Raw genomic sequence first — 25209 nt, forward strand, 5'->3', positions numbered from 1 at the left:
GGGAACCTTCCGAAGTCCGAGGAGCGGTCACTGCCTGCTGCCGAGCGCTCGTTCGACGAGATCCTCGACGCCCATCGACGCGATGGCGTCGGCGGCCGTCCCGTCGTCGTCCCGTACATCTCCTGCGTCCGCGTCCGCGTCCGCGTCTGCATCTGTGCCTGTGCCTGTGCCTGTGCCGGCCGACTGGGAGTGGATCAGCGCCTCCAACGCGCCCAGCACGCCGAGTTCGCGCAACGTGGCGAGGGGGACCGTGGCCAGCGCCCGCCGGATGTCGGTCTCGGAGGCAGCTGTCCCACCGTTGCGGGCGTTGCCGGGGAGATGGGTGGATCCGGGAGTCTCGGCCGAGGGCACGATCGCGGCCTGGAGGTGGTGCGCGAGCGCGGTCGGGTTGGGGTGATCGAAGACGAGCGTCACGGGCAGTCGTACGCCGGTGGCCCGGGTGAGCCGGTTGCGCAGCTCCACCGAGGCGAGCGAGTCGAACCCGATGTCCTTGAACGCCTGGGCCGCGCCGATCGCGTCCTTGGTGGAGTGACCGAGTACGGTGGCCGCCGCGCCACGGACGAGTTCGAGCAGCTCACGGATCCGGTCGCGCTCGGAGAGTGCCGCCAGGCGGCGGGCGAAGGACTCCTGACTCGGGCCGTCCGTGGCCGTGGCGGCGGTCTTTCTCGGGGCGCGGACGAGTCCGCGCAGCAGCGGCGCCAGTTCACCGGCCGCCGCCTGCTTGCGGAGGGCGGCGAAGTCGAGCTTCGTCGGCACGAGCAACGACTCGTCGGAGCGCAACGCACGGTCGAACAGCGCCAGGCCCTCGGCCGAGGAGAGTCCGACCAGCCCGCTGCGGGCGAGCCGCGCGAGACCGGTGTCGCCCAGGTGGCCGGTCATGCCGCTGGCCTGGGACCACAGGCCCCACGCCAGCGAGACCGCCGGCAACCCCTGCTCACGGCGGGCCCGCGCCAGACCGTCCAGGAAACCGTTCGCCGCCGCGTAATTCCCCTGACCCGCATTGCCGAGGACACCGGCTCCGGAAGAGAAGAGGACGAACGCCGCCAGGTCCAGGCCGCGCGTGAGCTCATGAAGATGCCACGCCGCATCGGCCTTGGGGCGGAAGACGTTCTCGAGCCACTGGGGGTCGAGCGCTGTCATGATCCCGTCGTCGAGGACTCCGGCGGTGTGGACGACAGCGGTGAGGGGATGCTCCGCCGGGACCCTGGCCAGCACACCCGCCAACGCCTCACGATCCCCCACATCAGCCGCCACCACCTCCACCCGAACACCCGCAGCCGTCAGCTCCTCGACCAACTCGCCCGCACCTTCAGCAGACGAACCACGACGACTCACCAACACCACACTGCGCACACCATGCACACCCACCACATGCCGAGCCACCAACCCACCCAGCGTCCCCGTACCACCCGTGATCAACACCGACCCCGAACGATCCAAAACCCGCCCAGAACCCGACACACCAGACCCCCCAGGCACCCCAAGCCCCTCAGACCCCTCAGACCCGTCAAGCCCCTCAAGCACCCCGGACACTTCGGGCGTTCCAGACGCCCCCGCACGCACCCGCACCAACCTCGGCACGAACACCTCCCCCGCACGCACCCCCACCTGCGACTCACCCGACGCCACCACACCCGACAACAACCCAGCCACCCCCGCCACCGAGCCACCATCCACATCCACCAGCACCACCCGCCCCGGCTGCTCCAACTGCACCGACCGCACCAACCCCCACACCGCAGCCCCCGCCGGATCACCGGCCGCGTCCTTGGTCAGGATCACCAGGGTCAGCGCGTTCGAGTCCGGGTCGGACAGCCTGGTGTGAAGGAAGTCCACGGTGGCGGCAGTGAGTTCACGTGCCGCATGGGGGCCTTCTCCCCCGTGCTCGGTGAGATCGAGCACCGCCCTGGCGGGCACAGGGGCTCCGGACTCGGGCAGGGTGAGAGGGATCCAGTCGAGCCGGTGAAGCAGTTCATCGGCCGCGCTGCCGAGCGACGTCAGACGGTCCGTGGCCACGGGCCGGAGGGTGAGGGAGTCGACCGTGGCGACGGTGGCGCCCGCTTGGTCGGTCACCGTCACGGAGAAGGCGTCCGGTCCGGTGGCCTCGGCCCTGAGGCGCAGGGCGGAGGCGCCCGCCGCATGCAGCGTGACGCCGCTCCACGCGAACGGCAGGAGGAGATGGCCCGGCGCCGGCTCCGTATCACTGATCAAGCTGGTCGCCTGAAGGGCCGCGTCCAGGAGCGCGGGGTGCAGCCCGTACGCGCCTGCCTCGGCGGTCAGCCCTTCCGGCAACGCCAGTTCCGCGAAGACCTCCCGGCCCCGCCGCCACGCGGCCCGCACGCCCCGGAACGCCGGACCGTACGCATACCCCCGCTCCGCCAGCCCCTCGTAGAACCCCTCCACCGACACCGCCACCGCACCCGCCGGAGGCCACTGCCCGGGCTGGACGAGGGGAGCAGGAGCGTTCGAGGAGAGGAACCCGCCGGCGTGCCGGGTCCAGGGGCCTGTCCCATCGGTGCCCTCGGGCCGGGAGTACACCGCTACGGTCCGGCGTTCGGCGGCCTCGTCGAGACCGTGTGCCTGGGGCGCGTCGGCACCCTGGTCGTCCTCGGCGACGATGACCCGAATCTGCGCAGCGCCCTGTTCGGGCAGGGCGAGCGGAGCCTCGATGGCGAGTTCTTCGACCGTCCCCAGATCGGCTTCGTCGGCGGCGCGCAGAGCGAGCTCCAGCAAGGCGGCCCCGGGAACGAGCACCGCACCCGCCACCGCATGGTCGGCCAGCCAGGGGTGCTCCTTGAGCGACAGCCTGCCGGTGAGCAACGCTCCACGGTCTTCCGGCAGATGGACCACCGCACCCAGCAAAGGATGGTCGGCCGCCCGAAGCCCGACTGCACCGAGGTCACCGCTCCCCCGTCCGCCGGCCAGCCAGTAGTGCTCGTGCTGGAAGGCGTACGTGGGCAACTCGACCCGACGCGGCAGAGGTTCACCGAACGACGTCGTCCAGTCGACCGGGAGCCCCCGCACATACAGCTCGGCCACCGACAGCAGCAGCCGGTCCAGTCCGCCATCCTCACGACGCAAAGTCCCGGTGACCACGCTCGGGATCTCGGGCCGCTCGTCCAGGGTCTCCTGAACACTGTGCGCCAGCACAGGATGCGAACTCACCTCGACGAACGCCCGGAACCCCTCCGCGACCAGAGCGGCGGTCGCCTCGGCGAACCGCACGGTCTGCCGCAGATTACGGAACCAGTAACCACCATCGAGCTCCGCACCCTCCACCCAACGCCCGTCCACCGAGGAGTACATGGGGGTGGTCGCTGTCTGCGGCTTCAACCCGGCTAGCACGTCGGCCAGTTCGTTCTGAATCAGCTCGACGTGCGAGGTGTGGGACGCGTAGTCCACCGGAATCCGCCGAACACGGACTCCTTCCTCCTCGTATACGGCAACCAGCCGGTCCAGGGCGGCAGGGTCACCCGCCACGACCACCGACGACGGCCCGTTGACGGCGGCAAGCTCCACCCCCTCACCGAGTCGCTCACGCACCTGGCCCTCGGGCAGCCCCACCGACACCATCCCGCCCCGGCCGGCCAGACCGCCCGCAATCGCCCGACTGCGCAGCACGACCACCCGGGCCGCGTCCTCCAACGACAACACCCCCGCCACATGCGCGGCGGCAATCTCGCCCTGTGAATGGCCCACCACCGCATCCGGACGCACCCCGAAGGACTCCCACACCCGCGCCAACGCCACCATCACCGCGAAGGACACCGGCTGCACCACATCCACCCGATCCAACGACGCAGCACCCTCCACCCCCCGCACCACATCCAGAACCGACCACCCACTCACCCCGCCCAGGACCGCACTGACCTCGGCCAACGCACCCGCGAACACCGATGAGGAATCAAGGAGTTCACGTCCCATCCCCACCCACTGCGAACCCTGCCCGGGGAACACGAACACCGACCGACCCGACACATCCGCGACACCCGACACCACCGATCCACCACTCGCGGCACCCACAACACCCGCATCGCTCTGGGCCAACGCCGACACCCCCGCCAACGCACCACCACGCCCCGCAGCCACCACCACCGCCCGGTGCTCCAGACCCGCCCGCCCCACAGCAAGCGAACGACCCACCTCAGCAAGGCCCAACCCCGGCCGCCCGGCAAGGTGATCCGCCAGTCGCCCAGCCTGCGCTTGCAGGGCTCGGGCCGAAGCTCCGGACAGTGGCCACGGCACGAACGCGCCGGGAGGCGTGTCGGGTACGTCCTCTGCGATGTCGGTGGCGGTCGGGGCCTGTTCGAGGATTACGTGGGCGTTCGTCCCGCTCACGCCGAACGAGGACACACCCGCCCTGCGCGGCCGATCCACCTCCGGCCACAACCTCGACTCCTTCAACAACTCCACAGCACCCGCAGACCAGTCCACCTTCGACGACGGCTCATCCACATGCAGCGTCCGCGGCAACACACCGTGCCGTATCGCCAGCACGGTCTTAATGACCCCCGCAACACCCGCCGCAGCCTGCGTATGACCGATGTTGGACTTCAACGACCCCAGCCAGACGGGATGTTCGGCGCTCCGCTCCTGGCCGTACGTCGCCAGCAACGCCTGCGCCTCGATCGGGTCGCCCAGTGTGGTGCCCGTCCCGTGTGCCTCGACCGTGTCGACATCCGCCGCCGACAGCCGGGCGTTCGCCAGCGCCTGACGGATCACCCGCTCCTGCGAAGGACCGTTCGGAGCGGTGAGGCCGTTGGACGCGCCGTCCTGGTTGACCGCAGAACCCCGCACCACCGCCAACACCTCATGCCCCAACCGCCGCGCGTCCGACAGCCGTTCCAGCAGCAGCACCGCCACGCCCTCCGCGAGGCCGGTTCCGTCTGCCGAGTCGGCGAACGCCTTGCACCGGCCGTCGCGGGCCAGCCCCCGTTGCCGGGAAAAGTCGACGAACACCTCGGGGGTCGCCATGACGGCCACACCGCCGGCCAGAGCCATTCCGCATTCGCCGTTGCGCAGGGCCTGCGCCGCCAGGTGCAGCGCCACCAGCGAGGACGAGCACGCCGTGTCCACCGTCAGCGCGGGACCCTCCAGGCCCAGGGTGTAGGCGACGCGCCCCGACGCGACGCTGCCCGAGTTGCCGATGCCGAAGTAGCCCTCAAGTCCTTCGGGGAGCTCCTCCACGCCGTCGCCGTAGTCGTGGTACATGAGCCCGGTGTAGACGCCGACGCTGCTGCCGCGCAGCGAGGTCGGATCGATGCCCGCCCGCTCGAACACCTCCCACGACACCTCCAGCAGCAACCGCTGCTGCGGGTCCACCGCCAGCGCCTCGCGCGGCGAAATGCCGAACAGGGAGGCGTCGAACCCGCCGGGCTCGTCGATGAAGCCGCCCTCATCGGCGTACGACGTGCCGGTGCGGTCCGGGTCGGGGTCGTACAGCGCGTCGAGGTCCCAGCCCCGGTCGGAAGGGAACGAGGACATCGCGTCGACGCCTTCGTGGACGAGCTTCCACAGGTCGTCCGGTGAGGCCACCCCGCCGGGCAGCCGGCAGGCCATCCCCACGATCGCGATCGGCTCCGTCCTCCTGGACTCGAGCTCGCGGATCCTCTTGCGGGTCTGCTGTAGTTCGCCCGTCGCGCGCTTGAGGTAGTCACGCAGCTTGTCGTCGTTCGACATGAGGCTCTTCCTTGGGTCGGTCAGCGGTTCGGCGGGGTCGGCGGGTCGGGCCGGTCAGCTACGCGGTGGGTCGCCGGATTACCCGGTCGGCCACCCGGGGTCGTCCGGCGGTGATCGCGTCAGGAGAGGCCGAGCTCGTTGTCGATCAGGTCGAAGATCTGGTCGTCGGTGGCCACGTCGAGGTCGACGTCCTCCCCGGCCCCGGCCCCGGTCGCCGCAGCCGGGGACTCCGCCCACTTCGCCGTCAGCGCTTCGAGTCGCGCGGCCACCTGGGCCCGCACCTTGTCGTCCGTGGACGCGCGGGCGAGGGCCTGCTCCAGCCGGTCGAGTTCGGCGAGCGCCGCCGGGACCACGGCGGCGCCCGTCAGTTCGAGCCGGTCGCGCAGATGGTGCGCGAGCGCCGTGGGCGTCGGGTGGTCGAAGACGACCGTGGCGGGCAGCCGGACACCGGTGGACTCCGCCAGCCGGTTACGCATCCGGACGGCGGTCAGCGAATCGAATCCGACATCGTTGAAGGCTTGGTTCGCCTTGACCGTTTCGTGCACGGCGTGGCCGAGGACGTTGGCCGCGTCCCTTCGGACGAGCTCGACGAGGAGGCGGGTCTGCTCGGCCTCGCCGACCGCGGCGAGGCGTCGGGTCAGCGACTGGTCGCTCCCGTCGACGACGGTCCGCACGGTCTTCCTCGGGGCGCGGACGAGTCCGCGCAGCAGCGGAGCCAGTTCGCCGGCCGCCGCCTGCTTGCGGAGGGCGGCGAAGTCGAGCTTCGTCGGCACGAGCAACGACTCGTCGGACCGCAACGCACGGTCGAACAGCGCCAGTGCCTCCGCTGACGACAGCCCCGTCTGGCCTCCGCGCGCCATCTGACCGAGCTCGACGCCGTCCAGGTGGCCGGTCATGCCGCTGGCCTGGGACCACAGGCCCCACGCCAGCGAGACCGCCGGCAGACCCTGCTCACGGCGGGCCCGCGCCAGACCGTCCAGGAAACCGTTCGCCGCCGCGTAGTTCCCCTGACCCGCATTGCCGAAGACTCCGGCTCCGGAGGAGAAGAGGACGAACGCCGCCAGGTCCAGGCCGCGCGTGAGCTCATGAAGATGCCACGCCGCATCGGCCTTGGGGCGGAAGACAGTGCCGACGCGTTCCGGGGTCAGGGACGAGAGCACCCCGTCGTCGAGGACTCCGGCGGTGTGGACGACAGCGGTGAGGGGATGCTCCGCCGGGACCCTGGCCAGCACACCCGCCAACGCCTCACGATCCCCCACATCAGCCGCCACCACCTCCACCCGCGCACCCGCAGCCGACAACTCCTCGACCAACTCACCCGCACCTTCAGCAGACGAACCACGACGACTCACCAACACCACACTGCGCACACCATGCACACCCACCACATGCCGAGCCACCAACCCACCCAGCGTCCCCGTACCACCCGTGATCAACACCGACCCCGAACGATCCAAAACCCGCCCAGAACCCGACACACCAGACCCCCCAGACACCCCAAGCCCCTCAGACCCCTCAGACCCGTCAAGCCCCTCAAGCACCTCGGACACCTCGGGCGTTCCAGACGCCCCCACCCGCACCAACCTCGGCACGAACACCTCCCCCGCACGCACCCCCACCTGCGACTCACCCGACGCCACCACACCCGACAACAACCCAGCCACCCCCGCCACCGAGCCACCATCCACATCCACGAGCACCACGCGCCCCGGCTGCTCCAACTGCACCGACCGCACCAACCCCCACACCGCAGCCCCCGCCGGATCACCGGCCATGGCATTCCGGGTGAGGACGACGAGCGGCGGAGTACCCGGATCCGATTGGTCCGCCCGGCTCTGGAGGGCGGCAAGTACGCGGGCCACCAGGTCGTGCGCGGCCTGCACACCCTGTGTCGACGGCTCGGCCGTCAGATCGAGAACGTGCTCCGGCCGTACGGGCCCCGCTCCCGCTCCCGGAGTGTGCGCGGCGTTCAGCGGCTGCCAGTCCACGCGGTAGAGCGAGTCGCGCACCGTGGTGTCGGCCCCGGCCGCGTGATCGGCGCGGACGGAGCGGAGCACGAGCGACCCGATCTCGGCGACGGGCCGGCCTGTGCCATCCGTAAGGGTGAAGGACACACCCTCGCCGTCTGACGGTCGGGCGTGCACGCGCAAGGTCGTGGCACCGACCGCGTGCAGGGATACGTGGTTCCAGGAGAACGGCAGGAGTACCTGGCCCGGTTCGGCCGTAGGCGCCGTACCGAAGTTGGCCGCTTGCAGCGCCGCGTCCAGGAGCGCGGGGTGCAGCCCGAACCTGCCCGCCTCGGCGGTCAGCCCTTCCGGCAACGCCAGTTCCGCGAAGACCTCCCGGTCCCGCCGCCACGCGGCCCGCACGCCCCGGAACGCCGGACCGTACGCGTACCCCCGCTCCGCCAGCCCCTCGTAGAACCCCTCCACCGACACCGCCACCGCACCCGCCGGAGGCCACTCCTCGTAGCCGGACAGAGGCTCAGGGACGGCCGCCGACAACAGCCCGTCGACGTGCCGGTCCCACGCCGCATCGGGACCGGAGTCCTCGGGCCGGGAGTAGACGTGCAGCGCTCGGCGGCCGGCCTCGTCCTCGACGCCCAGCACGACCCGGAGCTGGACCGCGCCATGGGCGGGCAGCGTGAGCGGCGATTCGATCACCAGTTCCTCAATGGTGCCGAGACCCGCCTCCTCCCCTGCGCGCAGGGCCAGTTCCAGGAATGCCGCCCCCGGCAGCAGCACATTGCCGGACACCTCATGGTCCGCCAGCCACGGCTGTGCCCGCAGGGACAAGCGACTGGTGAACAGCTCGCCACCGGAATCGGGCAGTCCGACCACCGCTCCGAGCAGGGGGTGCTCAGCGGCGGTCAGACCTGCGGACGACACATCGCCCGCCCCGTGCGGAGCCTCCAGCCAGTAGCGCTGATGCTGGAAGGCGTACGTGGGCAACTCAACGCGCTCGGAAGCTGGTTCACCGAGCGCGGTGGCCCAGTCGACGCGCACGCCACGGACGAACAACTCCGCGGCGGACAGCAGGACCCGGTCCAGTCCGCCATCATCACGGCGCAGGGTCCCGGTGACCACGCCCTGCACCTCGGGCCGCTCGTCCAGGGTCTCCTGAACACTGTGCGCCAGCACAGGATGCGAACTCACCTCGACGAACGCCCGGAACCCCTCCGCGACCAGAGCGGCGGTCGCCTCGGCGAACCGCACGGTCTGCCGCAGATTACGGAACCAGTAGCCGGAATCCAGCTCCGCACCCTCCACCCAACGCCCGTCCACCGACGAGAACATGGGGACAGCCGCCACCTGCGGCTTCAAACCGGCAAGCACATCAGCGAGTTCACTCTCGATCAGCTCGACGTGCGAAGTATGGGACGCGTAGTCCACCGGAATCCGCCGAACACGAACCCCCTCCCCCTCATAGACCGCAACCAGCCGGTCCAGAGCCTCAGGGTCACCCGCAACCACCACCGACGACGGCCCATTGACGGCGGCAAGCTCGACCCCCTCACCGAGTCGCTCACGCACCCGGTCCTCGGGCAGCCCCACCGACACCATCGCGCCCCGGCCGGCCAGACCCCCCGCAATCGCCCGACTGCGCAACACCACCACCCGGGCCGCGTCCTCCAACGACAACACCCCCGCCACATGCGCGGCGGCGATCTCGCCCTGTGAATGGCCCACCACCGCATCCGGACGCACCCCGAAGGACTCCCACACCCGCGCCAGTCCCACCATCACCGCGAAGGACACCGGCTGCACCACATCCACCCGATCCAACGACGCAGCACCCTCCACCCCCCGCACCACATCCAGAACCGACCACCCACTCACCCCGCCCAGGACCGCACTGACCTCGGCCAACGCACCCGCGAACACCGGCGAGGAATCAAGGAGTTCGCGCCCCATACCGACCCACTGCGAACCCTGCCCGGGGAACACGAACACCGACCGACCCGACACATCCGCGACACCCGACACCACCAACCCGGCACCGGCACCGGCAGCCGCACCACCCACAACACCCACATCGCTCTGGGCCAACGCCGACACCCCCGCCAACGCACCACCACGATCAGCAGCCACCACCACCGCCCGATGGGCGAAGGTGCCGCGCGTCGTCGTCAGGGCATGGCCGATCGTCGTGTCCGGCAGTTCCGGATGGTCCCGTACGAACGACTCCAGCCGCTCTGCCTGGCCCCGCAGCCCCTTGGCCGACGCACCGGAGATCACCCACGGAACAACGTCGGGCCCCTTCGCCCCGGACGGCGCAACAGCCTCAGCGGCGTCACCGGGGGCCTGCTCCAGAATCACGTGAGCGTTCGTCCCGCTCACCCCGAAAGCCGAGACGCCCGCCCTGCGCGGCCGATCCACCTCCGGCCACGACCTGGACTCGGTCAGCAACTCCACCGCACCCGAAGACCAGTCCACCTTCGACGACGGCTCATCCACATGCAACGTCCGCGGCAACACACCACGCCGCAACGCCGACACCATCTTGATGATCCCCGCAACACCCGCGGCAGCTTGCGTATGGCCGATGTTGGACTTCACCGATCCCATCCACACCGGCCGGTCCGCGGGGCGGCCCTTGCCGTACGTCGCCAGCAGCGCCTGCGCCTCGATGGGGTCGCCCAGAGGCGTTCCCGTCCCGTGTGCCTCGACCGCGTCGACGTCCGCCGCCGACAGCCGGGCGTTCGCCAGCGCCTGACGGATCACCCGCTCCTGCGAAGGACCGTTCGGAGCGGTGAGGCCGTTGGACGCGCCGTCCTGGTTGACCGCAGAACCCCGCACCACCGCCAACACCTCATGCCCCAACCGCCGCGCGTCCGACAGCCGTTCCAGCAGCAGGACCCCTACGCCCTCCGACATGCCGAATCCGTCTGCGCCCTCGGCGAATGCCTTGCTGCGGCCGTCAGTGGCAAGCCCGCGCTGTCGGCTGAAGCCGACCACGCCTTCGAGGGTCGACATGACGGAGGCGCCGCCGGCGAGGGCGAGGGAGCACTCCCCGTTGCGCAGGGCCTGGGCCGCCAGGTGCAGCGCCACCAGCGAGGACGAGCACGCCGTGTCCACCGTCAGCGCGGGACCCTCCAGCCCGAGGGTGTAGGAGATGCGGCCGGAGAGGACGCTGCCCGCGTTGCCGGTCACGAGGTAGCCCTCGTCTGCCTGGCGGGCCGTGTCCCCCGTGCCGTAGTCCTGGCCGTGGGTGCCGACGAACACACCGGTGGGCGTGCCCTTCAGCGAGGCCGGGTCGATGCCCGCGCGCTCGAACGCCTCCCACGACACCTCCAGCAGCAACCGCTGCTGCGGGTCCATCGCCAGCGCCTCACGCGGGTTGATCCCGAAGAACCCGGCGTCGAAGCCGCCGACGTCCTGGAGGAAGCCGCCGCCCCGGACGTACGTCTTCCCGGCCGCGTCGGGGTCCGGATCGTAGAGGCCGTCCAGGTCCCAGCCGCGGTCGGCCGGCAGACCGGTGATGACGTCGCCGCCCGCCTCGACCAGCTGCCACAGCTTTTCCGCCGAGGACAGCCCGCCGGGGAAACGGCACCCCGTCGCCACGATGGCGATCGGCTCGTCGGCCGGAATCCCGGGAGCGGGGGAAGGAGCAGCGACGGCGTCGGATTCGTGCGCCTGGTACGCGTCCTCGGCCTCCTCGCCGAGCAGTTCGGTGCGGAGGTGGTCGGCGAGCGCGGAGGCGGTCGGGTAGTTGAAGACCAGGGTGACGGGGAGCCGCAGGCCGGTGGCGGCGGTGAGTCCATTGCGCAGCTCGACCGCGGTGAGCGAGTCGATGCCCAGCTCCTTGAACGCCCGCTGTGCCTCGATCGCGTCGGCGGTGGCGTGGCCGAGGACGGCCGCGGCACTCCCCCGTACGAGATCGAGCAGCGCATCGAGTTGCTCGGGCCCTCCCAGTGCCGCCAGCCGACGCTTCAGCACGGAGGCGCTGTCGCTGCCGGCCGCGGAGTCGCGCCGTACCGAACGCCGTGTCGGCGCGGGCACCAGGTCGCGCAGCAGGGCGGGAACCTCCGCGCTGTCGCGCAGGGCGGCCAGATCGAGCCGGATGGGTACGAGCGCCGGACTGTCGCTCTCCAGGGCGGCGTCGAACAGGGCGAGCCCCTGGTCGGCGGAGAGCGGCCTCGTGCCGGCTCGCGCCATCCTGGCCAGGTCGGTGTCGCTGAGCCGACCGCCCATGCCGTCGGACTCCGCCCACAGCCCCCACGCGAGGGACACGGCGGGGAGGCCCTGTGCGCGTCGGTGCACGGCCAGGGCGTCCAGGAAGGCGTTGCCGGCCGCGTAGTTGCCCTGACCGGAGCCGCCGAAGGTGGACGAGGCCGACGAGTAGAGGACGAACGCCGCCAGGTCCAGGCCCTCCGTCAGCTCGTGCAGGTGCCACGCCGCGTCCGCCTTCGGCCGCAGTACGGTGTGCCACCGCCGCGCGTCCAAGTCCCCGATCACGCGGTCGTCGACCACGCCCGCCACGTGCACCACGGCGGTCAGCCGGTCGGAGACAGAGGCGACGATCCGCGTCAGAGCCTCACGGTCCCCCACGTCGGCGGCCACCGTACTCACCCGGACACCGGACGCCGTCAGCTCCGCCAGCCGTTCGGCCGCTACTCCGGTACGGGAGACGAGCACCAGCTCGGCCACGTCGTGGGAGCGGATGAGGTGATCGGTGACGAGGCGGCCCAGACCTCCGGTGGCACCGGTGACCAGCACCGTGCCTCCGGCCAGTCGCGAGTGCTCCGGGAGGGAGGGCGCATCGGCCCGCTTGAGGCGGGGGACGAGCGCCTGCCCGTCCCGTACCGCGATCTGCGGCTCCTCCCGCAGGGCGTGGGCGAGTCCGAGGGACACCACGTCCTCGTCGAAGCGTTCCACTTCGAGCAGCCCGAACCGGCCGGGGTGCTCGGACTGGGCGGTACGGACCAGGCCCCGGACGGGTTCCTGGACCAGGTCACCGCGCCGGGTGGCGACGACCAGGCGGGACGCCTGGACCCGGGGGTCGGTCAGCCACTCCTGCAATACGCCCAGGACAGCCAGCCCCACGGCGCTCACCTGCTCGGGAACCGTCCGATCGGTAGCACCGTCCGGAGTCCTGAGGACGACCACGGCAGGCACGGAGGAAGCGGCGATGTCCAGGTCCGCGTGGAACTCCCACGACGTGCGGGAGACACCAGAGGCCGAAGCCCCGCCCTGTGTCCCTGTCCCTATGACTGTGGCTGGGGCTGTGGCTGCCGCTGCCGCTGTCGAGGGAGCGGGAATCCATGCAACTTCGTACAGTGATCCGCCCGAATGAGGGGCGGCGACCCGCAGTCGCTCCGGCTCGACCGGCCGTACGGTCAACGCGTCGATGTCGAGGAGAGGAGCGCCGGTGTCGTCGGAAGCGCTGATCGACACCGTGTCCGGGCCCGCCGGCGCGAGAACCACACGGAGGGACCGGGCTCCGGTGGCGTGGAGCCGGACGCCCGACCAGGAGAAGGCCAGCCGGGGGCGGTCCGGGTCGGCAAAGAAGCCTGACACGGAGAGCGGGTGGAGGGCGGCGTCGAGCAGAGCGGGATGGATTCCGTAGCCGTCGATGTCGTCGGACGACGTTCCCGCGCCGGATTCCGGGAGCCGCAGTGCCGCGTACACGCGACCGTCCCGCACCCAGGCCGCTTCGACGGCCCGGAACGCCGGACCGTAGTCGACGGTCAGTCGTTCGTAGAAGCCGTCCAGGTCGACGGGCCGGGCGTCGGCGGGTGGCCAGGAGGTGAGATCGGCCTGTGCGGGGGACGGCTCGGAGGACGCGGTCAGAAGGCCGGTGGCGTTCTCGCTCCACTCCTCGTCGGCGTCCGACCGGGTATGGACACGGACCACGCGCCCGCCGGAATCGCCCGGTCCTTCGGCCTGCTCGACGGTGATCTGGAGGTCCACGCCTCCGCCGTCCCGGACGACGACAGGCGCCGAGATCGTCAGCTCGTCCACGACCGGCACCCTCAGCCGCTCACCGATGTGGGCCAACGCGTCCAGCAGCGCCGTACCCGGCAGCAGTATCAGCCCTCCCACGCGGTGATCGGACAGCCATGGCTGGTCGCGCTCGGTCAGACGCCCGGTGAACACGCTGCCCTGGGCACCGCCCAGCGTGATCGCGGCTTGCAGGAGCGGATGGCCCCCCTCCTCCAGGCCGGCCGCAGCGAGGTCGCCGGCACCGCTGGCCGGCTCGAGCCAGTAGTGCTCGTGCTGGAAGGCGTACGTGGGCAACTCGACCCGACGCGGCAGAGGTTCACCGAACGACGTCGTCCAGTCGACCGGGAGCCCCCGCACATACAGCTCGGAGGCTGAGAGCAACAGCCGGTCCAGTCCGCCATCGTCACGACGCAAAGTCCCGGTGACCACGCTCGGGATCTCGGGCCGCTCGTCCAGGGTCTCCTGAACACTGTGCGCCAGCACGGGATGCGAACTCACCTCGACGAACGCACTGAATCCCTCCGCGACCAGGGTCGTCGTCGCCTCGGCGAACCGGACGGTCTGCCGCAGATTACGGAACCAGTAGCCGGAATCCAGCTCCGCACCCTCCACCCAACGCCCGTCCACCGACGAGAACATGGGGACAGCCGCCACTTGCGGCTTCAAACCGGCAAGCACATCAGCGAGTTCACTCTCGATCAGCTCGACATGAGAGGTGTGGGACGCGTAGTCCACCGGAATCCGCCGAACACGGACTCCTTCCTCCTCGTATACGGCAACCAGCCGGTCCAAAGCCTCAGGGTCACCGGCAACGACCACCGAAGACGGCCCGTTGACCGCCGCGGGCTCCACCCCCTCACCGAGTCGCTCACGCACCTGGCCCTCGGAAAGCCCGACCGACACCATCCCGCCCCGGCCGGCCAGACCCCCCGCAATCGCCCGACTGCGCAGCACGACCACCCGGGCCGCGTCCTCCAGCGACAACACCCCCGCCACATGCGCGGCCGCTATCTCGCCCTGCGAATGGCCCACGACCGCATCCGGACGCACCCCGAAGGACTCCCACACCCGTGCCAACGCCACCATCACCGCGAAGGACACCGGCTGCACCACATCCACCCGATCCAACGACGCAGCGCCCTCCACCCCCCGCACCACATCCAGAACCGACCACCCACTCACCGCGCCCAGGACCGCACTGACCTCCGTCAGCGCATCCACGAACACGGCAGAGGAATCGAGAAGTTCACGCCCCATACCGACCCACTGCGAACCCTGCCCCGGGAACACGAACACCGACCGACCCGACACATCCGCCACACCCGACACCACCAACCCGGCACCCGCACCACCCGCATCGCTCTGGGCCAACGCCGACACCCCCGCCAACGCACCACCACGATCAGCAGCCACCACCACCGCCCGGTGCTCCAGACCCGCCCGCCCCACAGCAAGCGAACGACCCACCTCAGCAAGGCCCAACCCCGGCCGCCCGGCGACGAAGTCGTGGAGCCTCTCGGCCTGGGCCCGCAGCGCGCCCGCCGTGCGGGCCGAGACCACCCACGGCACAGCCGCCGCTTCGGAAGCGGGATCGGATACGGGCACGGGGGCGGCATCCTGCGGCTCTCCGGTCACGGGAACGGGGGCCTGCTCCAGGATCACGTGAGCGTTCGTCCCGCTCACCCCGAACGAGGACACACCCGCCCTGCGCGGCCGGTCCACCTCCGGCCACGACCTCGACTCCGTCAGCAACTCCACCGCACCCGAAGACCAGTCCACCTTCGACGACGGCTCATCCACATGCAACGTCCGGGGCAACACACCACGCCGCAACGCCGACACCATCTTGATGATCCCCGCAACACCCGCCGCAGCCTGGGCGTGACCGATGTTGGACTTCAACGAGCCCAGCCAGAGCGGCTGTTCGGGCGCGCGGTCCTGCCCGTACGTCGCCAGCAACGCCTGCGCCTCGATCGGATCACCCAACGTCGTCCCGGTGCCATGCCCCTCCACCGCGTCCACATCCGCCGCCGACAACCGGGCGCTCGCCAGCGCCTGACGGATCACCCGCTCCTGCGAAGGACCGTTCGGAGCGGTGAGGCCGTTGGACGCGCCGTCCTGGTTGACCGCCGAACCCCGCACCACCGCCAACACCTCATGCCCCAACCGCCGCGCGTCCGACAGCCGTTCCAGCAGCAGGACGCCGGCTCCCTCGGACCAGGCGGTGCCGTCCGCGCCGTCCGCGTAGGGCTTGCAGCGGCCGTCCGCCGCCAGGGCGCGTTGCCGGGAGAACTCCACGAAGGAGGTCGGCCGGGACATCACGGCCACGCCGCCGGCGAGCGCCATCGTGCACTCCCCGTTGCGCAGGGCCTGCGCCGCCAGGTGCAGCGCCACCAGCGACGACGAGCACGCCGTGTCCACGGTGACGGCGGGGCCCTCCAGGCCGAGGGCGTACGCGACGCGGCCGGAGGCGACACTGCCCGCGCTGCCCGTGCCGAGATAGCCCTCCAGGCCATCGGGGACTCGGGCCAGTCCGGTGGCGTAGTCGTGGTACATCACACCGGTGTAGACACCGGTTTCGCTGCCGTGGAGCGACGTCGGGTCGATGCCCGCGCGCTCGAACGCCTCCCACGACACCTCCAGCAGCAACCGCTGCTGCGGGTCCATCGCGAGCGCCTCGCGCGGCGAGATGTCGAAGAATCCGGCGTCGAAGGATCCCGCGTCGTGCAGGAAGCCGCCGTGTCTGACGTAGGACGTGCCGGCCCGCTCGGGGTCGGGGTCGTACAGCGCGTCGAGGTCCCAGCCCCGGTCGGCGGGGAACGGGGAGATCGCGTCCACGCCCTCCACCACCAGTCGCCACAGCTGGTCGGGGGAGGTGACTCCGCCGGGCAGCCGGCAGCCCATTCCCACGATGGCGATCGGGTCGTCGTACGGATCGGTGCCGCGCGTCCGGACGGCGGGAACGGAGGTGGAGGCGGCGGTGGAAGCGGCGGTGCGGCCCGGGGCGTGGCCCCCGAGCAGGCGGACGCGGAGGTGGCGGGCGACGGCGGCGGGGGTCGGGTGGTCGAAGGCCAGCGTGACCGGGAGCTGGAGGCCCGTGGCCGCGGTGAGCCGGTTGCGGAGCTCGACGGCGGTCAGCGAGGTGAATCCGAGGTCCTTGAACGGCCGGTCGGCCCGCACGGCGGTCCCGGACGTCTGGCGCCCCCGACCGGCCCCATGGCGTACGTCCCCAGCCCCACCGCCTACGAGAGCAGCCTCACCCCGTACGACGCCGACCTCACCCCGTACACGGTCGCCCTCACCCCGTACGTGACCGAACTCACCCCGTGCGACGCCGACTTCACCACGTACATGGTCGGCCTCACCCCGTACATGACCCACCTCGTCGCGTACGAGGGCGAGCAGGAGGCGGTCCTGGTCGGCCTCGGTGAGGTCGGCGAGGCTGCGGCGGAGTTCGGCCGATGTCGCGTTGTCCGGTGCGGAGTTGCGGGACGGGGCGTCGATCAGGCCGCGCAGGGGCGGTGCGATCGTCGCGGGGTCCAGCGTGGCGCGGCCGAGGGCCTCGTTGTCCAGGCGCATGACGATGAGCGACGTCCGGTCGGCGAGGTGCGCGGCGTCGAACATGGTGGCGCTCTGCTGTTCGGTGAGCCGTCCCAGTCCGGCCGGAGCGGCCCGGCCGTCTCCCTCGAAGGGGCCCGTGCGCAGGGAGAGCGCGGGGAGGCCGCGGGCGGCCCGGTGCTGTACGAGGGCGTCGAGGAAGACACCGGCCGCGGCCTCGTCGCTGTGCTCGGCGGAGCCGAGTGCGCCGGTGGCCGAGGAGTACACGACGAACGCGGACAGGTCGGCGCCCACGGTGAGTTCGTGGAGGTTGAGCGCGCCGGCCAGGGTGGCCTTGAGGTCGCGGGCGACGGCTCCGGGGGTGTGGATGACGGCCTTCGGCCGGTGCCCGGCGCGGGCCAGCAGGGCGGCGAGGGCCTCCCGGTCGGAGATGTCGCAGGCGGTGAGGGTCACCTCGGCTCCGCGCGCGGTCAGTTCGGCCGCGAGAGCGGCGGCGGTGCGGTCGGCCGTGCCGCGTTCGCTGATGAGCCGCAGGCGGCGGACGCCGTGTCCGCCGACGAGGTGGCGGGCCGCGGTGGCGGCGAGCGGGCCGTCCGCGCCGGTGACGAGCACGGTCCGCCGGGGGTCGAAGCCGGCGGGCCGGTCGGGGTCGGCGACGACGGAGACCCGGGAGGCCCTGGGGCGCAGGGGGACTCCTGAGCGTACGACGATCTGGGGTTCTCCGGAGGCCACGGCGTCGGCCAGGGCGAGGGCCGGGTCGTCGTCGTCCACGTCCAGGTCGATGAGGACGAGCCGGCCGGGATGGGTGGTCTGGGCGCTGCGGACGACGCCCCACAGCGGTGCCTGGATGAGGTCGGTGACGTCGTCCTCGGCGCCCACGGCGACAGCGCCCCGGGTGGCGATGACGAGGGTGGAGGCCGCGGTCCGCTCGTCCGCCAGCCAGGCTTCCAGCTGCCCGGTGAGCGCGCGGACGGTGTTCTGCACCGTTTCGGGGAGCGGTCCCGACCTGCGCACCCCGGCTCCGCAGGACAGCACGACGACGTCCGGGACCCGGGGGGCGTCGGCGTCGGGGTCGCCGTGCAGCGCGTCGAGCGCCGGGTGCGCGTCGACGGACTGTCCGAGCCCGCGCAGGTGGCCGGCGACCCCGAAGGCGTCGGCCCCGATGACGGCCCAGCTGCGGGCGGGCGGCTGCGGGACGGGCACGGAGGAGAGGGGGATCCAGTCGAGCCGGAAGAGCTGCTCGTAATGGCTGCCGTTGGCGGCGCGCAGCCGGGCGGGGCGCTCCAGCAGCACATGGCGGGTGATCTTCCCGGACGCGGTGCGGGGGATCCGGTCGATCTCGTAGAGCTCCTCGGGCACCTTGAAGTAGGAGAGCCGGTCGCGGCAGGCGGTGAGGAGCGCCTCGGGGTCGATGCCTTCCGTGCCGGGTACGAGGAAGGCCACCGGCACCTCGCCGAGGACGTCGTGCGGTTTGCCCACGACGGCGACGTCCGCGACGCCGGGGACGGAGCGCAGGACCTCCTCCACCTCTCCGGGGTGGATGTTCTCGCCGCCTCGGATGATGAGTTCCTTGATGCGGCCGGTGATGGTGAAGTAGCCGGAGCCGTCCCTGCGGGCCAGGTCGCCGGTGTGGTACCAGCCGTGCCGCAGGGCTTCCGCGGTGGCTTCCGGCTGGTTGTGGTAGCCGAGCATGACGCTCGGCCCCCGGACCCAGACCTCGCCCTCCTCGCCCTCGGCGGCGTCCAGGCCGGTCTCCGGGTCCACGACGCGCACGCCCAGGCCGGGCACGGGCAGCCCGCAGGATCCTTCGACCCGGGCGCCGGTGGGCCAGTTGACGGTGATGGAGCCGCAGGTCTCGGTGCTGCCGTAGGCGTCGAGCAGGGGTGCGGCGAACGCCTCCTCGAAGGACCGGCGCAGCGCCGCGGTGGTGACGGCCCCGCCGACGAGGCACATGCGGAGGTCGGGGGCTTCGAACCCCTCCTCCTGTGCCGCGCGCACCAGTTGGTGGTACATCGTGGGGACGCCGGCCAGGAAGGTCGAGGATTCCTCGCGCAGGGCGTCCAGGACGTCGGCCGCGGCGAACCCGTCGACGATGCGTGCGGTGGCGCCGACCGCCGTCACTCCCAGGACGCAGACGATGTGGGAGAGGCTGTGGAAGAGGGGCAGGGGCCACAGGACCCGGTCCTCGGCGCTCAGTCCGGGGATGGGCACGTAGCAGGCGGCCACGGACCAGAGGCAGTTGCGCTGGGTGGACAGGACGCCTTTGGGGCGGCCCGTCGTGCCGGAGGTGTAGAGCATCCAGGCGGGGTCGTCGAGGCCGAGGTCGTCCCGGGCGGGGCTCGCCGCGGCCGTGGTGGCGAGTTCCTCGAAGGAGTCGGCGCCCGGGGGCACGCCCAGCTCGCCCGTGACCAGGATCCGCAGGTCGGTGCGGCGGCCCAGGAGCACGGCCAGTCGTTCCGCGCGCGCGGGATCGGTGATCACGGCGCGGGCGCCGCTGTCGTCGAGGAGATACGTCAGCTCCGCCTCGGTGACGCGTGGGTTCAGGGGCACCCCGATGACGCCGGCCCGGGTGAGGGCCAGGTAACTCTCCACGGTCTCCACGCTGTTGCCGAGCAGGATGGCCACCCGGTCGCCGGGGTGCAGGCGGCGTGTCGCGAGGTGCCCGGCCAGGTTCCGGGTGCGCAGTTCGAGTTCGGCGTACGTCACGCTCCGCACGGAGTCCCGGAATGCGACCTTGTCGCCGAATTCACGGGCGTGCTCCGCCAGCAGTTCGGGCAGCGGTCGAATGAGCTCCGTACGCAACATTGCCTTCACATCCCTTGGTAGCGTGGAACGCCGCGACCATTACGCCGGTGCACTGCGCCAGGGGCGGCATACCGTGTCCGGCGCCTCGGTCGGGCATGCGCGGGGCGCGCCGCTCGGGGCGAAAGCGAGGCGCGAGCAGAGCTCACAGAAACGCCCGGCATAATGTCGTTCGCATGCATCAGTGTTGTCGTAGGGAAGGCCGGGGCTTCCCCTAACCAACCCCCTAAACCGGCCCTCACTGCCGAGGGGTTCCGGAACGGCGTGCGGCCCCGGCACGAGAAGTGCCGGGGCCACGTGGTGAGGGGAATGCCGTGTCAGGCCGTCAGGCTCTGCGGGCAGAGCTCCAGCAGATCGACGGGCCTGCGCAGGACGGCGTCCGGTCGTTCGGCGAGCAGGGCGGGCTCATCGGTCTCGCCCCACAGGGCGGCCACCGCGGTGACGCCGGCGGAGCGCGCGCTGGCCAGGTCGGTGACCGCGTCGCCGACCATCATCGCCCGGGACGCCGGCACGTCGAGCAGGTCGAGCGCGTGCAGCACGATGTCGGGCGCCGGCTTGGCGCGGGCCACCTCGTCGGACCCGATGACATGCTCGAAGGCGTCCAGGAGTCCCAGCCGGTCGAGCAGGGAACGGGCGCGCGGACCGCTCTTGCCGGTGGCCACGGCGAGCCGCAGTCCGCGTCGGTCGAGCTCCGGCAGCAGTTCGCGTACGCCGTCGAAGACGGTCACCTCGCCGGCGAGGCGGTAGCTCTCGCGGACGAACGGGGCTTCCAGTTCGGTCGGCAGTCCCATGATGCGCATGATGTCGGGGAAGTACCTGCCCAGGTGGCGGCTGTACTCCTCGAACGGGGCTGCGCCGTCGCCGACGACCTCGGCGTATGCGGTCAGGAACGCCTGCCGCATCACGGCGAAGCTGTCCACGATCACACCGTCGAGGTCGAAGATCACCGCGCGGGGGACGGCCGCGCGCGCCGTGGACGTGGTGGAGGGCGGGTGGAGCGGGGTGGGCATGAGGTCTCCGGTGGTTGTTCGGACGGCCTGTGGTCCGGCCGTGCCTGGTCGGACGGCCTGCAGTTCGGCGGTACGCGGTCGGGGACTGCGATCCGGCTGTGCGACGGCGCACGGCCCGCGGTTCGGCGGTAGGCGACCGCACGGCCTGCGGTACGCGGTCGGGCGGTCCGGGGTCCTGCCGTGCCTGGTGGGACGGCTTGTGTGCCGGCCGTACGCGGTCGTACGGCCCGCGGTCCGGCCGTGCCCGGTGGGCGGCGGCCGGTGGGGCGGGGCTCAGTGCGCGGCGTCACCGGCCGGGAGCGGGTGGCGGCTTCCGGCGGTGCGGGCCGAGGCGTAGAGCCGCTCGATCACGTCGATGGTCTGCCGGGCCTGCGCCACGGCCGCTCCCCGGCTTCGGGGGTCGGTGAGTCTGCCGTGGAGGTCGTCGAGCTGGCGGGCGTACTCGGCTCCGACCGGATCGGCGGTCAGCGGCGCCTCCACGGTGACGCCGTCCCGGGTGCGGGTCAGCACGGATTCCTGGCGGTTGGGGCTGAATCCGAAGGTGCAGGACAGGGTCGCGGTGCCGCCGCTCCCCTCGACGGTGATACGGGTGACGTCACGCGACTCGTGCGAGGCCCAGCTCGCGCGCAGTGCCACCGACGTACCGCCGCCGGTGATCAGGAAGCCGCGGGCGGTGTCCTCCACGTCGCCGTCGCCCGTGGGAGCCGGGGCGGCCTCCCCGCCGTCCCGTCGCCAGGAGGCCCGGCGTGAGCCGCGGTTGACGAAGTCGTCGGACACGGTGCCGACGACCTGCTCGTAGTCGGCCGGTCCGAGCAGCGAGCCCACCGTGTCCAGGAGGTGCCAGCCCAGGTCCACGAGGGCTCCGCCGCCGGCGAACCGGCGGCTGGTGAACCAGCCTCCGGCGTCCGGCACCCCTCCGGCGCGCACCCAGGCCAGGTCGATGTGCCGGATGGGGCCGAGCTCGGCGGCGAGCGCGCTCAGCGCCCGTACGTCGGTACGGTAGTGGGCCGCGCTGCCGGCCAGCAGGACCGCGCCGCCGGCCTGTTCGGCGTCCGCGAGCTGGTCGGCCTCGGCGACGCTCAGACAGACGGGCTTCTCCAGGAACACCGGGATGCCGCGGCGCAGCAGCCGGGTGGCGACCGGGGCGTGGAGGTGGTTGGGCACGGCCACGACGGCGAGGTCGGTGGTGGCCGGATCGAGGTCGGCGTCGTGGGCGAGCGCCCGCGGGCCGATGCCGGCGTGCTGTTCGCGGACCGACGCGTCGGGTTCGACGACCGCCGTGACCTCGTACAGCGGGTGGTTGTCCAGGCGCGGCCGGAAGATCGATCTGCCGGCCCAGCCCAGGCCCACGAGCGCGACCCTGACCGGGTGTTCGCGCCCCCCGGATGCCGTCATGCCGTGGCCACGGCGTCGGCGATGATCTCCGCGGCCCGGTGGATGTTCTGCTCGGTGCCCAGGAGGGTGCGGTGGTGCAGCCAGATGCCGTCCGCGGTGAGGGCCTCGGTATGGGGGCAGCGGCGGGCGAGCTCGTCCACCGATTCCTTCGGCGCACCGGTCTCCCAGAATCCGTCGGAGCGGTAGATCGCGCGGAAGACGACGAAGGCGGGGAGTCCGCGGGCGACGAGTTCGTCGACGAGCGCGTTGCGCCGCTCCTCCGTGATGCCCGGGACGCGGAACATCGCCATGTAGTGGGGGACCCGGTCGGCGCGCTCGTCGCGGCCCTGCGGCACCACCCCGGGTATCTCGGACAGCAGCCGCTTCAGGAGCGGTGAGCGCTGCTCGCGTGTGGCGATCTGGCTGTCCAGGCGGCGCAGTTGGGCGCGCAGGACACTGGCGGAGAACTCGTTCAGCCGGAAGTTGGAGCCCGATGTCCGGTGGAAGTACTTGCGGTCGCTGAAGGGCCGCCCGCAGCTGTGCCGCAGGAACGCCTCTTCGTAGGAGGCGTTGTCGGGGAAGGTGACCGCCCCGCCCTCCCCCGCGGTCATCAGCTTGCCGTTCTGGAAGCTGAAGGCGGCGATCGATCCCAGATCGCCGGCCTTCCGGCCGCGCCACTGCGCTCCATGGGCGTGTGCCGCGTCCTGGATGACAGGGACGCCGCTGTCGGCCGAGAGCTTCTCCAGGGCGTCCATGTCGGCGAAGTGGCCGGCCATGTGGACCGGCATGATCGCCCGGGTGCGCTCGGTGATGGCGGCCTCGGTGGCGGCCACGTCGATGCAGTACGTGTCCGGGTCGACGTCGACGGGCACGGCGACCGCGCCCAGTCGCTGGGCCGCCTGGGAGGACGAGATGAAGGTGAACGCGGGCACGATCACCTCGGTCCCGGGGCCCACGCCCAGCACCTGGAGGGCCAGCTCCAGGGCGTGTGTGCCGTTGGTGACGGCCAGCGCCCGCTCGGCGCCGTGGTATTCGGCGAACTCCCTCTCGAACGAGTCGACCTCGCTGCCGCCCATGCGCCACCACTGGCCCTGTTCGAGCGCGCGGATGAGACCTTCACGTTCCTCGGCGTCGTACTGCGGCCACTGGGGGAACTCCGGAGCCGGGTAGTCGATCGCGCCCATAATTCCGCTGCCTTTCTCGTCGAGGATGCGGATTTCGGCACGCTAACCCACACAATGGCGGGCCGTCACTGCCCCTAGCGACCCCCCTATATTTCTCCTGTCCCAGGTTCTTTCCGTTCGTTTTGCGAAAGCCCGGAAGTGCGGCTGTTATAACGGGGACATGACCGAGCTGCTTTTGTTGAACGGACCGAATCTGGGGATACTCGGCCGCCGTGAGCCGGAGATCTACGGCACCGACACGCTGGCGGATATCGAGGAGTCGGTGGCCCGGGAGGTCGCGGAGAGGGGCTGGAAAGTCACCTCCGTGCAACGCGAGTCCGAGGGCGAGCTGATCCAGGCGGTGCAGGGCGCGTACGACACGGTCGGGGCGATCATCAACCCCGGCGCGCTGATGATCGCGGGGTGGAGCCTGCGCGACGCCCTGGCCTCGTACCCCCGTCCGTGGATCGAGGTCCACCTCTCGAACGTGTGGGCCCGTGAGGACTTCCGGCACACGTCGGTGCTGGCCCCGCTCGCGGACGGCGCGATCGTCGGGCTGGGCGCGGACGGCTACCGGCTGGCCGCCCAGGCGCTGTTGGTCAAGGTGCCTCGCTGAGTGCCGTGCCTGGACACGGGCGCACCGGACGCGCACGGGCGCACCGGAAGAGGAAGTGGTCATCGGCCGGAATCGGGAGTCGTCATCGGCTATCTGGGAATCGACGTGGGCGGCACCAAGGTCGCCCTGCGCATCGAGGGCGCGGGCGGGGGCGAGGGTGCGCGGGCCGTGGGTTCGGTCTTCAGATGGCCCACGCCACCGGGGCCGTCCGCCCCTCATCGGCCTGACAGCGTGAGGGACTTGGCCGCCCTGGCCCGCCAGGTCGAAGTGCTGCGGACGGAGTGGGGCGGCCCCGTCGAGGCTGTCGGGATCGCCATGCCGGCCACGCTGGACGGCACGGGCCGGGTCGTCACCTGGCCGGGCCGCCCGCACTGGGCCGGACTCGGGCTGAGCGAGGAGCTGCGGGGGCTGTTCCCCGGGGCGGCGGTGCGGGTCGCGGACGACGGGGACCTGGCCGCGCTGGCCGAGGCGGACCGGGCCGGCTGCCGCGATCTGGTCTATCTGGGGGTCGGCACCGGGATCGGCGGCGGGATCGTCGTGGACGGCCGGCCGATTCCGGGGCCGGGCCGGGGTTCGTGCGAGGTCGGGCACATCGTCGTGGACCGGGCCGGCGAACGCTGCGACTGCGGGCGGCGCGGCTGTGTGCAGGCGCTGGCCTCCGGCCCGGCGACGCTGCGCCGGGCGTCGGGGCTCCTGGGTCTGCCCGTGTCCTTCGAGGGGTTGCGGGACGGCCTCGCGGCCGGGGCGGACTGGGCGGCGTCCGCCGTCGAGGAGAGCGGCGAGGCGCTCGCGGCGGCCGTGGTCGGCCTGTGCGAACTGGCCCGCCCCGAACTCGTCCTGATCGGCGGGGGTTTCGCCGCCGGGCTGCCGGGGTTCGTCCAGCTCGTCGGCGAACGCGCCGGGCGGCTGGCCCGGCCGGGTGCGCCCCCCGTCCCGGTACGGCCGGCGGCGCTGGGCGGACTGTCGTCCCTGTACGGGGCCGTGTCCCTGGCCCGCGGCCGGTGAGGACGGCCGACGCCCCACACGCCATCGAGGATCCAGGCGCCCAGAACCGACAGATG

Annotated in this window: 7 protein-coding genes; 2 read left to right on the forward strand and 5 right to left on the reverse strand. The window is 71.7% G+C overall.

Going from position 1 to position 25209, the window contains the following annotated elements; translation table 11 throughout:
- Nucleotides 1–27 precede the first annotated feature (27 nt).
- The 5 genes from ACLJPL_RS20430 to ACLJPL_RS20450 all read right to left on the reverse strand — a co-directional run bounded on the left by ACLJPL_RS20430 (nucleotide 28) and on the right by ACLJPL_RS20450 (nucleotide 23553).
- Nucleotides 28–5679, reverse strand: coding sequence for a type I polyketide synthase (locus ACLJPL_RS20430; protein ID WP_411082297.1), 5652 nt, complete (start codon nucleotides 5677–5679; stop codon nucleotides 28–30).
- 119 nt (nucleotides 5680–5798) lie between these two features.
- The gene (locus ACLJPL_RS20435; protein WP_411082298.1) at nucleotides 5799–19988 is read right to left on the reverse strand and encodes an SDR family NAD(P)-dependent oxidoreductase; all 14190 of its coding nucleotides are present in this window, start codon (nucleotides 19986–19988) and stop codon (nucleotides 5799–5801) included.
- A gap of 314 nt (nucleotides 19989–20302) precedes the next feature.
- Entirely contained in the window at nucleotides 20303–20995 is a 693-nt protein-coding gene (locus tag ACLJPL_RS20440; RefSeq protein WP_411082299.1) for an HAD-IA family hydrolase, read from the reverse strand.
- A 273-nt stretch (nucleotides 20996–21268) separates the two neighbouring features.
- The gene (locus ACLJPL_RS20445) at nucleotides 21269–22390 is read right to left on the reverse strand and encodes a Gfo/Idh/MocA family protein (protein ID WP_411082300.1); all 1122 of its coding nucleotides are present in this window, start codon (nucleotides 22388–22390) and stop codon (nucleotides 21269–21271) included.
- Entirely contained in the window at nucleotides 22387–23553 is a 1167-nt protein-coding gene (locus ACLJPL_RS20450; protein ID WP_411082301.1) for a DegT/DnrJ/EryC1/StrS family aminotransferase, read from the reverse strand. The genes ACLJPL_RS20445 and ACLJPL_RS20450 overlap by 4 nt, the downstream gene beginning before the upstream one ends.
- A 160-nt stretch (nucleotides 23554–23713) precedes the next feature.
- Between ACLJPL_RS20450 and ACLJPL_RS20455 the strand changes: the two genes are divergently transcribed.
- Together ACLJPL_RS20455 and ACLJPL_RS20460 are read left to right on the forward strand one after the other, a co-directional pair.
- Nucleotides 23714–24148, forward strand: coding sequence for a type II 3-dehydroquinate dehydratase (locus tag ACLJPL_RS20455; protein ID WP_411082302.1), 435 nt, complete (start codon nucleotides 23714–23716; stop codon nucleotides 24146–24148).
- Between the two features lie 93 nt (nucleotides 24149–24241).
- Complete coding sequence (locus ACLJPL_RS20460; protein WP_411082475.1) at nucleotides 24242–25153, forward strand: ROK family protein; 912 nt, start codon at nucleotides 24242–24244, stop codon at nucleotides 25151–25153.
- The last annotated feature ends 56 nt before the right edge of the window (nucleotides 25154–25209 follow it).

This window comes from Streptomyces sp. cmx-18-6 (genome assembly GCF_046548915.1).
GTDB lineage: Bacteria > Actinomycetota > Actinomycetes > Streptomycetales > Streptomycetaceae > Streptomyces.

What these genes read in the sequence shown, in the direction of transcription:
- ACLJPL_RS20430 (WP_411082297.1), bottom strand. Translation starts at nt 5,679, where the DNA reads ATGTCGAACGACGACAAGCTGCGTGACTACCTCAAGCGCGCGACGGGC.
- ACLJPL_RS20435 (WP_411082298.1), bottom strand. Translation starts at nt 19,988, where the DNA reads ATGTTGCGTACGGAGCTCATTCGACCGCTGCCCGAACTGCTGGCGGAG.
- ACLJPL_RS20440 (WP_411082299.1), bottom strand. Translation starts at nt 20,995, where the DNA reads ATGCCCACCCCGCTCCACCCGCCCTCCACCACGTCCACGGCGCGCGCG.
- ACLJPL_RS20445 (WP_411082300.1), bottom strand. Translation starts at nt 22,390, where the DNA reads ATGACGGCATCCGGGGGGCGCGAACACCCGGTCAGGGTCGCGCTCGTG.
- ACLJPL_RS20450 (WP_411082301.1), bottom strand. Translation starts at nt 23,553, where the DNA reads ATGGGCGCGATCGACTACCCGGCTCCGGAGTTCCCCCAGTGGCCGCAG.
- ACLJPL_RS20455 (WP_411082302.1), top strand. Translation starts at nt 23,714, where the DNA reads ATGACCGAGCTGCTTTTGTTGAACGGACCGAATCTGGGGATACTCGGC.